Annotated in this window: 10 protein-coding genes, 2 pseudogenes and 1 other annotated feature; of the genes and pseudogenes, 7 read left to right on the top strand and 5 right to left on the bottom strand. The window is 58.8% G+C overall.

Annotated elements, in window-relative coordinates:
• Positions 1 to 76: 76 nt before the first annotated feature.
• Positions 77 to 206: a sequence feature (AL1L pseudoknot), on the bottom strand.
• Together CMV14_RS26825 and CMV14_RS15995 are read right to left on the bottom strand one after the other, a co-directional pair.
• Positions 120 to 487 (bottom strand): annotated as a pseudogene (locus CMV14_RS26825) (transposase); the annotation flags it as partial. (Overlaps the previous feature by 87 nt.)
• Before the next feature lie 184 nt (positions 488 to 671).
• Positions 672 to 1,073: a hypothetical protein gene (locus CMV14_RS15995; protein WP_139114792.1), complete on the bottom strand. Its 402-nt coding sequence runs from the start codon at positions 1,071 to 1,073 to the stop codon at positions 672 to 674.
• 110 nt (positions 1,074 to 1,183) lie between these two features.
• Here CMV14_RS15995 and CMV14_RS15990 point away from each other — a divergent pair.
• Positions 1,184 to 1,549: pseudogene (locus CMV14_RS15990) on the top strand (transposase); the annotation flags it as partial.
• A gap of 454 nt (positions 1,550 to 2,003) precedes the next feature.
• Here the strand turns inward: CMV14_RS15990 and CMV14_RS15985 are convergent.
• The 3 genes from CMV14_RS15985 to CMV14_RS15975 form a co-directional block, all read right to left on the bottom strand.
• Positions 2,004 to 4,589 carry a TonB-dependent receptor gene (locus CMV14_RS15985; protein ID WP_083216119.1) on the bottom strand — a complete coding sequence of 862 codons (2,586 nt, stop codon included), beginning with the start codon at positions 4,587 to 4,589 and terminating at the stop codon, positions 2,004 to 2,006.
• Between the two features lie 573 nt (positions 4,590 to 5,162).
• Positions 5,163 to 5,951: an SDR family NAD(P)-dependent oxidoreductase gene (locus CMV14_RS15980; RefSeq protein WP_066969285.1), complete on the bottom strand. Its 789-nt coding sequence runs from the start codon at positions 5,949 to 5,951 to the stop codon at positions 5,163 to 5,165.
• Between the two features lie 50 nt (positions 5,952 to 6,001).
• Positions 6,002 to 7,585, bottom strand: coding sequence for a carotenoid oxygenase family protein (locus tag CMV14_RS15975; RefSeq protein ID WP_238147062.1), 1,584 nt, complete (start codon positions 7,583 to 7,585; stop codon positions 6,002 to 6,004).
• 258 nt (positions 7,586 to 7,843) lie between these two features.
• On the opposite strand from CMV14_RS15975, the gene CMV14_RS15970 reads away from it, so the two are divergent.
• The 6 genes from CMV14_RS15970 (at position 7,844) to CMV14_RS15945 (ending at position 12,849) form a co-directional block, all read left to right on the top strand.
• The gene (locus CMV14_RS15970) at positions 7,844 to 8,395 is read left to right on the top strand and encodes a MarR family winged helix-turn-helix transcriptional regulator (protein ID WP_139114791.1); all 552 of its coding nucleotides are present in this window, start codon (positions 7,844 to 7,846) and stop codon (positions 8,393 to 8,395) included.
• A 212-nt stretch (positions 8,396 to 8,607) separates the two neighbouring features.
• The gene (locus CMV14_RS15965) at positions 8,608 to 9,954 is read left to right on the top strand and encodes an MFS transporter (RefSeq protein WP_066969279.1); all 1,347 of its coding nucleotides are present in this window, start codon (positions 8,608 to 8,610) and stop codon (positions 9,952 to 9,954) included.
• A complete protein-coding gene (locus tag CMV14_RS15960; RefSeq protein WP_066969277.1) occupies positions 9,951 to 10,424 on the top strand; it encodes a DUF3237 family protein in 474 nt (157 codons plus the stop codon). The genes CMV14_RS15965 and CMV14_RS15960 overlap by 4 nt, the downstream gene beginning before the upstream one ends.
• 36 nt (positions 10,425 to 10,460) lie before the next feature.
• The gene (locus CMV14_RS15955) at positions 10,461 to 11,630 is read left to right on the top strand and encodes a mandelate racemase/muconate lactonizing enzyme family protein (RefSeq protein ID WP_066969275.1); all 1,170 of its coding nucleotides are present in this window, start codon (positions 10,461 to 10,463) and stop codon (positions 11,628 to 11,630) included.
• 86 nt (positions 11,631 to 11,716) lie between these two features.
• Positions 11,717 to 12,433: an alpha/beta fold hydrolase gene (locus CMV14_RS15950; RefSeq protein ID WP_066969273.1), complete on the top strand. Its 717-nt coding sequence runs from the start codon at positions 11,717 to 11,719 to the stop codon at positions 12,431 to 12,433.
• A gap of 38 nt (positions 12,434 to 12,471) precedes the next feature.
• Positions 12,472 to 12,849, top strand: a complete 378-nt coding sequence (locus CMV14_RS15945) for a nuclear transport factor 2 family protein (RefSeq protein ID WP_066969271.1) — start codon at positions 12,472 to 12,474, stop codon at positions 12,847 to 12,849.
• Positions 12,850 to 13,095 lie beyond the last annotated feature (246 nt).

Below are 13,095 nucleotides of genomic sequence, written 5' to 3'. Positions count from 1 at the left end.
CACGAGGATAAGCGCACATATACCGCCCGCGATGCACACAGCCGCATTTGCGCCACCTTCACCCGCATCGGCTCGCCGGCGATCTCCACATCCTCGTGGCTCCAGTCGAACTGATAAGCCTCGACACCATAAATTTCGCGGTGATCATCGATGAACGCAATCATCGCTTGAACGGGCGGTCGAGCTCCGCCTGGGCAAAATATGCGGATGCCTTGCGCAATATCTCGTTGGCCTGGCGCAGCTCACGGTTCTCGCGTTCCAGCGCCTTTAGCTTGTCGGCCACCTCGGTCGGGACACCGGCTTGCTTGGCGCTGTCGACCTCAGCCTTCTTCACCCGCTCATGCAGCGTCTGCGGCACGCAGCCGATCTTCTCCGCGATCGAAACCACCGCTGCCCAGCGAGAGGGATAATCGCGCTCATGATCGACCACCATCCGTACCGCCCGCCCGCGGACCTCCGGCGCAAACTTGCTTGTCGCCTTGCTCATACAGGCTCCGCCTTCTCAGGAGCTGGAGCCTCCGGCAAACTCGGGGCGGTTCAGGGCAGCCTAGCATGATCTTTTTTGCTGCTACCACTCAATAATGCGCACAAGTGAGATTTTGGCGCAGCAATGAAATGGTGCTTGAAGTCCTTGCGGCCGATGCGAAGCTTGTTCAGCCGAACCGGCCTTGTCACGTCGCGAGCGCGGTTTGACGGTTCTTAATGACCCATGCGCGCGCTTCTTCCGTAGTCGAAAACACCCGCGAGGCCGCAGGCCTGACCCGGCGCGCTTGCATGTCGAGCAGGCCGGTTCTGGGAATTACAACTAACCAATCCTTACCGCTACTCTCATACCGGGCGATGACCGAGCGCCATTGCTTCACCGCATCGGGTGATTGAACGGCAAGTTCGGTAAGATCTGAGATAACCGAGAATTCATTTTGCCCTATACCAGCGCGCCGCATGGTTTCGATGCCGTCGGCTAAGGCCGAACCGAAAGCGTCGATTTGTTCAGGGCTCCAAAAACCGGAGACTTTGTAAGATAAGATACGCGCCTGGATGTCGCATTCCGCCACATACTCACCGCCGTTCATACAGGCCATTCCGAATCAAGAGAAAGAGACCGCGCATGGATAATGTTAGCCCATTACGAAATTGATAACATTGCGCTGGCAGCACTTCCTCTCCAGCCTGCTAGGCCCCGATGAGCATCCAAGGCGTGGGTGTGCAGACTTCCGTCGCGTTCGCCGCAGCGGTCGACGATGCAGGGCGGTTCAAGCGATCGCGGGCGACGGCCGCCTACTTCGGGCTAGTCCCACGCCGGCACCAGTTGGGCGAGCTCGACTGGACGGGGCGGATCGCCAAGCAGGGCGATGGCACGGTCCGCAAGCTTCTCTACGAAGCTGCCAACTCGATCCTGACGCGTACGCGCCAAACCTTCGCGCTGAAAAGCCGGGCGCTCAAAATCGCGAAGCACTACGGCCTGCGGAAGGCCCGCGTCGCGCTAGCCCGCAGGCTCGCCGTCATCATGCACACCATGCTGCGCGATGGCACCTTGTTCGAGGCCTGAGATGCGGAAGTATCCGGATGCCAGCGGTGATGCTCTCGAGCTGACCCGACGGCGGTGTCCCGCGAAGGAACGCAGGGACGGACGATCTGCGAAGGAACGTGATGGGTTACTTAGCCCGCTGTAGTTCAACGCAACGTCCGGCCTTTTGAGACCCGATACAGCACCCACGGACCCTCTGGGATCAGCGAGTGCGGACGGATCCTTGAAACCCTCAAAGGACAACGGCCAGAGCTACCGCAAATTACAGATCATGGTGTAATTTAGCATGTGACCGCCGCTCGGTCATGCCTGCTCCCGGCAGTGCCGAGGGCATTCAGCGGCGGAAGAAGCCCAATTGACACCGTCAAACTCGTCCGCATCAGCCGGAACAATAGTGTACGCGCCCTGGGCGCCGGGCACGTACGAAGCTCTATTTCTTCCCATCCCCATGGGAGCGCTATGTCTCAATGAATATTTAGAAATTCTTGTTCAGGGTAATGGCCCACTCGCGGGGGCGACCAACTGTTCCGATGATCGCACCGCCGCCGGTCGGGACAAGGTCGAACGTTGACGCATAATAATATCTGTCGAAAAGATTGCTTACGACCAATGCGACAGAGAGGTCCTTGCGCTGATTTCTCCAAGTCAATCGCGCGTTAGCCAGTGCATAGCCGTCCACGCCGGCAAAGCGTGCCGAAGGAGATCCAGCCGCCGGCGCAAGCACCGCACCGGACATGCTGCCTTGATAGCTGAGATCGAATCGCGGCGTGAGCGTTCCCGCTTCGCCCAACCGCGATTCGTATTGAGCACCGAGGCTCCATTGATCGGCCACGACGCCGATCGGCCGGGGACTCAGCAACGCTACTGTCGCTGCATCGCTCGAGCAGGTTCCTGCCGGTCCGATATAGGACGGATTGACGACCTGAGGATCAACGCACGTCCAGTGCCAGTGAAGATGTGAGATCGAGCCGTCAATCTGAAGGCCGTCGACTGGCCTCGCGCTGAATTCGGCTTCGATGCCCGTGACATGTGCGTTGCCGGCATTTTGTGGCAGTGAACAAGGGCCAGGCCCGCCAAACTGCGGACAGGACTGTAGCTGGAGTTGGGCGCCTTTGAATTGATTATAATAGGCTGCTACATTGACGCGCAGTCGACGGTCGAACAAATCCGTTTTGAGGCCAAGTTCATAGGAGGTCAGCCTTTCGGGCCCGAAAGGGCGGGCCTGCGCAGCGTTGAACGGTCGTGAGCCGACTCCACCGGCTTTGTAGCCGGTCGAGACCGTAGCATAGGCCAATACCGCCGGCGAGAAGCGATAGTCTGCCGAAATTCTATAGTCGAAACGGTTACCGCTATAGGTAGAAGTTCGACCCGTCAATGCACCGACCTGACCGCCGCCAAACAGATTCAGTGTATCTGGTCCATTATACCCGGCACCGTAAATTGCCCCTACCGGGTCAACATAAGAATTTACGGTTTTCCCGTCAAAATTGTAACGGAAGAAGCTGTAGCTCTTTGAATCGTGCGTGTAGCGGCCGCCAAGCGTCAGCGTAAGGGCGTCGAAGGGCTTGATGATTGCCGTAGCAAAGGCCGCAGCCGACTTTGTGCGCACCGGATCATTCTGGATGAACTGCAAGGGAAACAACGGTAGGATTACAGGTGCGCTGGGCGGATAGATGCCGACTGCACGTAAATCTTGCTGTGCGTAATAAACACTTTTTTCGTCGGAATAATATCCGCCGAAGGTTGTCGTGATCCAAGGCGCGAAATCGACATTGAGGCGCGCTTCCTGACTCCAGAACCGGTTGTTCAAACCATCGATGCCATAACCGACCTGTGCAGGTGAAATATCGACATCCGCGGCGTAGAGCGTGTCGAACGCGCGATAGGCCGTGATCGACGTCAATTTCACTTTGTCGGAAATGCGGAAATCCGCATTGGCCGCTACGCCCCAGCCGGTGAAAGTGAGTTCATCCGGACCCGATATAGCGCTAAGCGGTTGTCCGGCGGGCGGTACCGCAATGCCATAGAAGGTGCCGGCCGATAGGCCGGTGGTGCTGTAGTTACAGAAAGGCCCGCAAATGAAGCGGGAATCGAGCGGGAGGCCGTTCACCGTGGCGGTGTTGGGGTTGGCGTTGTTCGCATAGCGCAGCACTTCTGCACCATTGTGGCGGCGCTCGCGTGTGTAGTCCCCGCTTAGGGTGACGTCGACGATAGAAGATGGATTGTAGCGCAGCATACCGCGCAGCGCGCCGTAACCGACGTCGCCGGCCTTGTACTTAAGACATTTTGAGCCGCCGGATGCGGCGGGAACCCCGCTTCCTGGAAATGCGCAGCCATAGTCGATCACATCGACATAGCCGTCTTGGCTCGCATAACCGCCTGAAATCCGGGCGAATAAGTCTTTGGCCAAAGTGAAATCGGCCGCGCCGCGCAAATTGATGCGGTTCCGGCTGCCATAGGTAGCCGAAATATAGCCGGAGTCACTGCCATCAGGCTTACGTGAAATAAAGCGGATCGCACCGCCCTCCGAATTTTTTCCGGTCAGGGTACCCTGCGGCCCGCGCAACACTTCCACGCGCTGTACATCGAGCAGGTCGAAATTGGCGCCGGTAAGACGCGGATAATAAACGTCATCGATATAGATACCGACCCCGGGCTCAAAAGAGGGGTTGAAGTCGGTCTGCCCCAATCCTCGGATGCTGGCGGAAAGCGCATTTCCTGACCCGCTGGATTGCTGGCGGAGAACCACGCTGGGTGTACCGCTTGCGATATCCGCGATGCTGGACGCATTTCGCTGCGCCAGCTGTTCTGCGCTGATTGCGGTGATGGCGACCGGGGCGTTCTGCAGCTTTTGTTCGCGAAACTGCGCAGTGACCACGATTTCCGGCACCCCTAGGTCGTTCGCGGAGGGTTGCCCGGTGCGTGCCTCCTGCGCGTGAAGCACGCTCGGCCAGATCAGCGGTACAGCCAGCAGAGCGAGCCCTAACTTCCTTGTAAGAACAGGGGGGGGCTCGATGCCGTAGCTCGGACGGTCTGTCGAAATTCCCATCCCCATTCTCATTTAACCTCTCCCTGATCTCCGGCGTGCCAACGGATGCGGGCCGCCGATTCGACCCCGACATATATAGTTTAGTTTATAATGTAAAATAGATGAATTGGTCGATCAGTTTTGGCCTGGCTCAGGCCGCGAGGCGGCGGGGGGGGGGCGGCAGCGAGGCAATCCGCTTGAAATCGTGGATCGGGGAGGCCTTCACCTTCGGATTCGTGGCGGAATTGATTGAGCGAGAGGACCCAGGGCCGATGAATGTTCCCAATCCCGCTCGCGGATGGTGAGACGTCGAGCTTCAAAAAGTGGCTCCTGCTGGCCAGCAAGGATATTGATCCGATGCAGGCGTGGCGATCGGGAGAAACATTCTATCCCCGGCTCGATTTCATCCTTGAGCGGCTGGGCCTGATATGAATCTTGGGCATTTGACCGGGCTCGGCTTGGCCCAGACTCGTGGAAATGGATGAGGCTCTGCGCCATGCCACGCCTTGGCCGGATCGAGGCAGATCACGCGCTCGACCCGCTGATCCCTCCGATTAACTCAGGCGGGCTCGGTCAGGACGCGTTCGAGTTTGCTCTCGTCGCGCTTTAGAAGGTCGATCTGGTGGCCCCGCCATCGATCACGAGGCTCTGTCCCGTGACGTAGTTTGCATATTCACTGCAGAATAGGGCTACGAAGGCACCGACATCGTCGGCCTCACCAAAGCGCTCGCTGGGGATATGCCATTCCTTCGCAAATGCGGCGACTTCCTCGCCGTAGCTGGACCCTCTAGCCTCGGCGAGCTCGGAAAATTGTTTGTGGACCGTCGCGGTATGATGCATGCCGGGAAGGAGATTGTTGATCATGACGTTATGCTTGGCGACAACCTTGGAGACGGCCACCGTATAGTTGACGAGAGCCGCGCGAGTGCTGCCAGACAAGGCACGGATCTCCCCGGGATATTTCGCCGCCACGGTCGCGATATTGACGACGCGCCCCCATTTGCGCTCGACCATACCGTCCAGCACACTTCGCATGAATTCGACAGGAGAAAGAAGCGAGATATCGATACATTCCCGCCATTGCTCGTCGGTGATGGCGCGATAATCGGGTGTGAGGGGCGGCGGCGCGCAAGTGCCCACCAAGATGTCCGGATCCGGGCAGGCAGCCAGAATCTTTGCTCGTCCCATGGCGCTGCTGTGATCCGCGCAAATCGGCGTAATCCGCCCGCCCGTTTCCTGGGCAATCTCCTCGCAGGTACGCAGCAGGCGATGCTCGGTCCGGGCCGAAACGAAAACCTCCACGCCTTCCCGTGCTAGCGCCAGAACGGCGCTTCGCCCCAAGCCGGCACTGCCGCCATTGACGATCGCCTTTCGACCACTAATCCCGAGATCCATTCGTTACTCCTCTTATGCTGGTCTTCGTCCGCCCGCGCGAACAATGACTATCAGGTAAGGGCAAGGTCTCGTGGCCCGGCCCAAGTCCCGTGTACCTGATAGGGATTTCGAAACGGTAATATTACACGTCCGATCTCGAGCATCTTCATGGCGTCGAGAATGACGATTTCCGTCCGCAACTCGACAAGATTGTGCATGGTACCGATAAGGTAGCCGTCCCCCTCGTCGGCGTGGGGCGTGCGAGGAACAAAAAGCGGTTCCTGCAGGACATGGTCGGGTCCGGCAAACCAAGCCAAGTCCGTGCCGGAGACCAGGTCGAAACGGCCGTAGCAGTTGACCGGACGCACCCGCGGATCCTCCGGAAGCGCCGCATGAAATGGCCGGTCGGGATCGGCATATTGTACCCAGATATAGCGGTTGGGTCGCGTGAGAAATCGATCATCGATGCGCGTGAAGCTTGTCACATCCCGGTCGAACAGGACATCTTCGGTCGGCTTGTTACTGTTCGAGCGCAGGTCAAAGGTGATCCGGCGGATCGTGAAAATGTTCATGGCGAAAGCGCCGCCATCGACATCCTCGAACCAGGGCCAGGTGTTGCCGTCGGCGATGGGGGCATCCAGCACGAGTTTCTCGCCATCGTTCCAAGCGTTGGCGGTGTGAACGATGGAACGTTCCGGTCCCTCGAAGATGCGCACGTCTTCCGTCCGCCCGCCTCGGGGAATGATCGCATAATATGACGGGCGCTTGCTGTCCCAGGCCCAATGCGGGCGGCCCGCCTCCAGTCGCTCAAGACTGGTCACCGTGCCGCCGCCTGGTATGACAACAAAGTCCTTGGTCAGGGCCATGTCATGCAACATCGAAGCATAAGGGACCTGAAAATCGAGACTCCACGTTACTCGGCCAGTGCGATCGAACGCGGCGACATGGACGTCGTTGGTCGCCAATCCGGTGGATTCATAACCGTAGGCGACCGTTTCGCCCGTGAAGAAATCGAACTTGGGATGGGCCGTGAAGGTTAGGCTGGGCCAACTGCCGAGAAAGTCGCTCGGTCCCCGCGTCTCGAGCGTATTGGGATCGATCTCGTAGGGCAGGCCTTCCTCTTTGGTCGCATAGAGCTTCCCGGCCAACACGACCGGTGTCGTGTTGGCAGCGGTACGCAAATTCGGTCTAGCGATATCGCGGACCTCGGGATCGTCGGAATAAGGGTTGCGATAATAGCCGTAGAGCTGTTTCCGCGCCGCGACTTGGCGCAGATAGCGGTCGGTCTTCACGTAGCGCCCCCGATAATCGACGCTGCCGTCGCGAAAGCGCAGCATGCTAATATAGCCATCCGCCGACAGGCTGGGTTCGTCGGTGAACTTGGGCGCGTAGATCCAGTCGCCGTGCATACGGTAGAAGGCGCCGTCTAGTTCCGACGGAATGGCGCCCGTCACCACGCAGTCGATCACGTCGGCTTCGAAACGCGTAGGTGCGAAGAAACCTGACAGCGGGTGGGTGCGCGAAAAGTCGGCCATCGACAAAATCTCCGTTAGAAGCGACGCTTTGCCGTCATTGCCTATGCCCGTGCTGCTGCGGGGCTTGCGAAAACGGTGTTGATGGAAGTGCGGCTGTCGCCCATTGACCAGCCGTGACATGTTCCACCTTTCATGACGGCCCCTCCCTATTTCTGATTCGCTTCTCTCGAAGAAGCGCTTGTAGCGGGGTTATATAATTTATTTTTTAATGTAAAGTATATGCTCAAAGTGATATTGGGATGCGTCCTCTTCCGTTCGCAGCGCTTGGGGGGCTCCGCTGGCGGCCCGCATCCGTGACATTGCTCAACGTTGCGTCTCCGCAGTGGTATGACCTAGGGAATGAACCTGTTACCGATGATAAATTGAACGGAGAGGATTTTGGCGCGCGGCAAGGAGCAAGGGGGACGAAGGGCCGAGCGGCGCTCGCCGGATAGAATTGGCAAAATGGCCCAGCAGCAGGACGCCACCTCCGGCGTGGCGAGGGTCGCGAAGATCGATTTCGGGCCACTGCACGACTATCTCGGTTTTTATCTCCGCCGATTGTACGACATTTATGGAAGGCAATTCATCGCACAGGCCGGCGATCTCGATGTGCAGCCTCGCGAGGTCGGTGCATTGCACTTGATCGGGCGAAACCCCGGATTGACGCCGTCGCAATTGAGCGCTGCTCTTTCGATGGACGGCGCGCAAATTACAGCGTTGCTCAATATGTTCGATCGCCGCGGGATGCTTGAGCGTCGGGTTTCCGCCTCGGATGGACGCTCGCGGCTGATTTACTTGACCCAGGCGGGCGAGGAGATGCTGAATCAGGTCAGTGCATTCGCAGCAAGCTTCGATCCCGCTTTCAGCCGCGATTTGTTGAGCGATGTCGAGCGCCGCCAGTTGATTTCACTTCTGGCTAAACTCTATGCCCGCGTGAGGCAGAGTTAGGCCAGCGAGGTGCTGGCCGCGCGCCGGCGTCGCCGCGTTTATCCCTCCCAGACCGGCCCGATCGCCGGCTGGCGAGCGGTCAGGCGATAGGCTGGCCACACTCGCACGGCGGTCTTTTTTCACGGCTTCGGCCCGTAGTTGCAAGCCGTCGCAACTCATATTGTTTTAATTTATAAAACATATCATATGAGTTCGACGGCGCCGCTGCCTAGGTGGCCAATGCGATTCGTCGGATAGCGAAGGGGGAGGCGATCATCAAACGGACCGGACCGCCCTATGTGGAGCCATCGGCAACGGACGACGTGGCCGCCCGGCGCTTGGGCAGCCGCTTGATTCAGCGGCTTGCCCTCCCACTGGCACTGCTGACTTTCGTCAACGCCATCGACCGCGTGAACATCAGTTTCGCGGCAGATGCCATGCGCGCGGACCTCGCGCTGTCACCGGAAGCCTTCGGATTTGGGGTGAGTGCCTTTTTTGTCGCCTATCTCCTATTCCAGTATCCACACGCGGCACTGTTGCGGCGCTACGGCATTCGCCGTTGGCTGCTGGGGACGGTAATGCTGTGGGGCTTGGCAGGCGTGCTGTTGGCATGCATTGCCAGCGACGTCGAGTTCGTGGCTGTGCGATTCCTGCTTGGAATTGCGGAAGCGGGATTCGCGCCCGGGATCACTTGGATCATCAATCGTTGGCTGCCGGAGCAGGTGCGCGCCAAGGCTATGGCGACGGTGCTGGCGGCAGTACCGCTTTCGCTGGTCCTGGGCGGCCCACTATGCGGCTGGATGCTGGGGCTGGGTGGTCCTGCGGGCATTTCCGCATGGCGCTGGATGTTTCTGTTCCAGGCCCTTCCGAACGTCCTACTTGCTGCGCTGGCCTTTGGCTATTTTCCCGATGACCTTGGCCGGTCGTCGTGGCTGACGCCCTCCGAACGAAAGCTGCTCGCGTCTGCCGCGGCGCCGGGTGTTGCCGAGCCGATCGGCGCTTCCATTCGCGATCCGCGTGTATGGCGTTGTGCGCTCGCTTGGCTGCTGGTGATGACCGGCGCCTACGCGCTGGTCTTCTGGCTCCCGCAACTCGTTCGCCAAATGCATATCGGCCATACGGAGTTTGAAATCGGCGTACTGGCTGCGTTTCCACAACTGGGGCTCGTCCTGGGGCTGATTGCCAACGGCCGCCATTCCGACCGGACAGGTGAGCGCCAGTGGCATGTCGGCTTAGCCGCGATGCTGGGCGGCGTCGCGTTGCTGGCAGGCGCCCTGTTTCCACCAAATTGGACAGCCTTGTTGCTTTTCGCAATCGCTGGCTTCGGAATCGGTGGCGCGCAATCCGTCTTCTGGGCCTTGCCCTCTGCGATGGGGATCGGCAGCGACCGTATCTCGGTCGCTGCTATCAGCTTGATCAGCATGTGCGGTACGGTCGGTGGCGTCATTGGCCCTATGCTGATTGGCATGGTCCAGCAAATGACCGGTAGTTTTCTGCCTTCCCTTGTGACGCTCGCGCTGATGCTCGTCGCCGGTGGAATAATGGTCATACCCCTGAGCCGTGAAGGAAAAGTCGCATGAACGTGAACGTGCCGCCGCTCGACTTCGCGTTTCGCATCAAAATGCATTTCCCGCCTGGTCCAAGACTGCGTTTTCCTGTGAGCGCTGATGAAGTGCGTGGCTTCGTCTCGGTTGCCGGCGGCCAAGTCGAGGGCCCCCTTCTATCCGGTGAAGTCGTGGCGGGCTCCGGCGGCGACTGGCCATTGTTTCGCAGCGACGGGGTCGTGGCCTTCGACGCACGATACCTTATACGTGCCGTCGACGGCACCATAATCCAGGTTTTCAACCGCGGATATGCGCACGCCCCCGCTGATGTGCAGGCGCGTATCGAACGGGGGCAGCCGGTTGATCCGTCCGAGAATTACTTTCGCGTCGCGCCGGTTTTCGAGACCGAACCGGGCCCGCACGACTGGCTCACCCGCACCGTTTTCGTAGGCTTCGGCGAAAAGCACGCCGACCACTCATTCTTCGACTTTTTCGCCGTTCGCTGACGACATCAATCATTCGTATCATTCGAGGGAGTTTCTATGCGCATTACCAAAGTCGAGTGCATTCCCGTGCACACCCCGCTCAAGCGGCCGATCATCATCGCCACGACTAACATCAGCAAGCTCGACCAGGTCGTGCTGAAAGTTCACACGGACGAAGGGCACGTCGGCATTGCGGATTCGGGCGACACTTCGGCCTATTATCATGGCGAAACCCATCACTCGATCGCCGGGATTATCGCCACGCAGTTTGCGCCGCGTATCCTGATCGGCGAGGATCCGAGAAACATCGAGAAGATCGTGGGCCGCATGGATCGGATCGTCCGCGATAATTATCACGCAAAATCGATGGTCGATACCGCTTTGCACGACATCAAGGGCAAGGCATTTGGGGTGCCGGTCTACCAGTTGCTCGGGGGCAAGACGGTGGAAGCTGTCGACTGCGGCTATGTGCTGATGGCTGCCCCTGCGGCTCAGCTGATCGACGAAGGACAAAAAGCGCTCGCGGCCGGCTTCAAGGTACTCAAGTTCAAGCCGAGCTTGAATTACGAGGAGTCGATCCAGACCATGATCGATGTCCGCCGGGGCCTTGGCGACGCGGCGCGGCTGATGATCGATATCAACGGCCTATGGCATTATGACGAAGCCTATTCGGCGCTCCGCCGTTGGGAAAAGGCCAACGTCAATCTCGAGCTGATCGAGCAGCCTCTGCCATATTGGGACATCGAAGGCATGGCGCGGCTGCGGCAGAAGGTCGGTACGCCGATCTGGGCCGATGAATCGGCGCGCGAACTTCATCAGATCAAGGAAATCATCGATCGGCGGGCGGCCGATGGCTTGTTTATCAAGGTTCAAAAGGCCGGCGGACTGCTGAAGGCGCAGCGCTGGTTGACCTTGGCGCGCCTGTCCGGATTGCCGGTCATGTGCGGTTGCATGCCGGGATCGGGCTTGGAAGCGGCGCCAACAGCGCATCTGTTGGTTGCCGATCAATGGGCGTCGCAATTTGTGCAGGAGAATTGCGGGCCACTTTCGATCCACGACACCTATGAGATCGACGGGCCTGTCACCGGCGAAGTCGCGCTGAACACTCCGGTCTACAAAAATGGCCGCATGTTTGCGCCGGAGGGCCCCGGTCTCGGCATCGAGCTCAACGAAGAGTTCCTGCGCGAGCATGCCAGCAGCGAGCTGCAAGCGCGCGTCATTGAATGACGTCGACGGAGTGCTCGCGCCGCACAGGAACGGGGGCGAGCATGAGCATGCGCATGGCGTGAACGTGCCTGTACCGGGAACCTCTTATGACTAAGTTTTTGAATGAGAATGAACCTGCGGGCGTCAAATCAACATTCGTGTTGGTGCATGGCGCCTGGCATGGCGGCTGGTGCTGGGATCGCGTGGCGCGGATCCTTGGGGCAGGCGGCCATCGCGTATATGCGCCGACTTTGACCGGCCTTGGCGAGCGCTCTCATCTCCTGTCAGCATCGGTGGACCTCACAACTCACATCGAGGATGTGGTCAACGTCGTGAGGTGGAACGATCTCGGCCAGATCGTCCTGGTTGGCCATTCCTATGGCGGGATGGTCATCACCGGCGTTGCAGAACGGATGCCGGACAGAATTCGTTCGCTCGTCTTCGTGGACGCTGTCGTGCCACGCGACGGAGAATGCCTGCTGGACGTACTCCCACCGCCCCCAGGCGTTGACGGCTTGGCCATCCCGCCGTTCCCGGCAGCATTCTTCAACGTCAATTCGGCCGATCAGGCTTGGGTCGATTCCAAGTTGACCCCCCATCCGACCGCCAGCCTGACGGAAAAGCTCCGTGTAACCGGGGCCTACAGACGGATACCGACCAAAGTGTCCATCCGAGCGATTGGAAACGGCATTCCCCTGCCGGACCAGTCTTCGGACGAAATGTCCCGCGACTCAAACTGGATCCTGCACGAAATCGAAAGCGGGCACGATATTATGGTCGATAAGCCCAACGAGCTCGCGTTAATTCTGGAGAAAATTTCCTAAAATGAAAATTGTAACACTTATGTGAAAGTGAACTTGATATGCCGAGCATAACTAAGGAATCGTTCCTGAAAGACTATATCCGAGGATTCAACGAGGGCAATATTTCTGCGTTTTCGGACTTTTATCACGAGAATGTCGTGCTGGATCTCGGAGGAGAGCTGGCGCTCGAGGGACGGCAAGCCATTATTGATTTCTATGCCGAAAGGGTCGGCCGAATTCAGGAGACGCTCAGCGTAAGCAAGCTGGTTCTCGACGAGCATGGCCTCGCCTGCATCGCGAAAGGCATATTCCTCGCGATCGAGGATTGCCCGGAGTTCATTCTCGGCCCGATCGCCAAGGGACAATCGATCGAAATCGAAGGGTTCATCTTCTATGAGATCGAAAACGGGAAATTCACCCAGATTCGCGCGAAGTGATCGGCGAGCGGCCGATTTCCATCTTTGTACAACGACCCGTAAGAAACGCCCTCGGGCGATTGGGCATCGGCTGCATCCGCGCTGCAGGGTCCTTCATCGAAACGCCAATCGGATTGCTTCCCGATCTGAGATTCCGTGCTGAAAGACGGACATACGACTGATTGATCAGATCGTTGTCGGCGATCCCGCTACTATCAATCCCCTCTGGAGCCTCAGCCCGACGATTTCTTGATTCAATGCCGTCAC

Source organism: Rhizorhabdus dicambivorans, from assembly GCF_002355275.1.
Classification (GTDB): Bacteria; Pseudomonadota; Alphaproteobacteria; order Sphingomonadales; family Sphingomonadaceae; genus Rhizorhabdus; species Rhizorhabdus dicambivorans.
This window is presented reverse-complemented; position numbering and strand designations above follow the sequence as displayed.

Coding starts and splice junctions, on each gene's coding strand:
- CMV14_RS15975 (WP_238147062.1), bottom strand. CDS start 7,585: ATGTCACGGCTGGTCAATGGGCGACAGCCGCACTTCCATCAACACCGT.
- CMV14_RS15955 (WP_066969275.1), top strand. CDS start 10,461: ATGCGCATTACCAAAGTCGAGTGCATTCCCGTGCACACCCCGCTCAAG.
- CMV14_RS15995 (WP_139114792.1), bottom strand. CDS start 1,073: ATGAACGGCGGTGAGTATGTGGCGGAATGCGACATCCAGGCGCGTATC.
- CMV14_RS15985 (WP_083216119.1), bottom strand. CDS start 4,589: ATGAGAATGGGGATGGGAATTTCGACAGACCGTCCGAGCTACGGCATC.
- CMV14_RS15950 (WP_066969273.1), top strand. CDS start 11,717: ATGACTAAGTTTTTGAATGAGAATGAACCTGCGGGCGTCAAATCAACA.
- CMV14_RS15980 (WP_066969285.1), bottom strand. CDS start 5,951: ATGGATCTCGGGATTAGTGGTCGAAAGGCGATCGTCAATGGCGGCAGT.
- CMV14_RS15960 (WP_066969277.1), top strand. CDS start 9,951: ATGAACGTGAACGTGCCGCCGCTCGACTTCGCGTTTCGCATCAAAATG.
- CMV14_RS15945 (WP_066969271.1), top strand. CDS start 12,472: ATGCCGAGCATAACTAAGGAATCGTTCCTGAAAGACTATATCCGAGGA.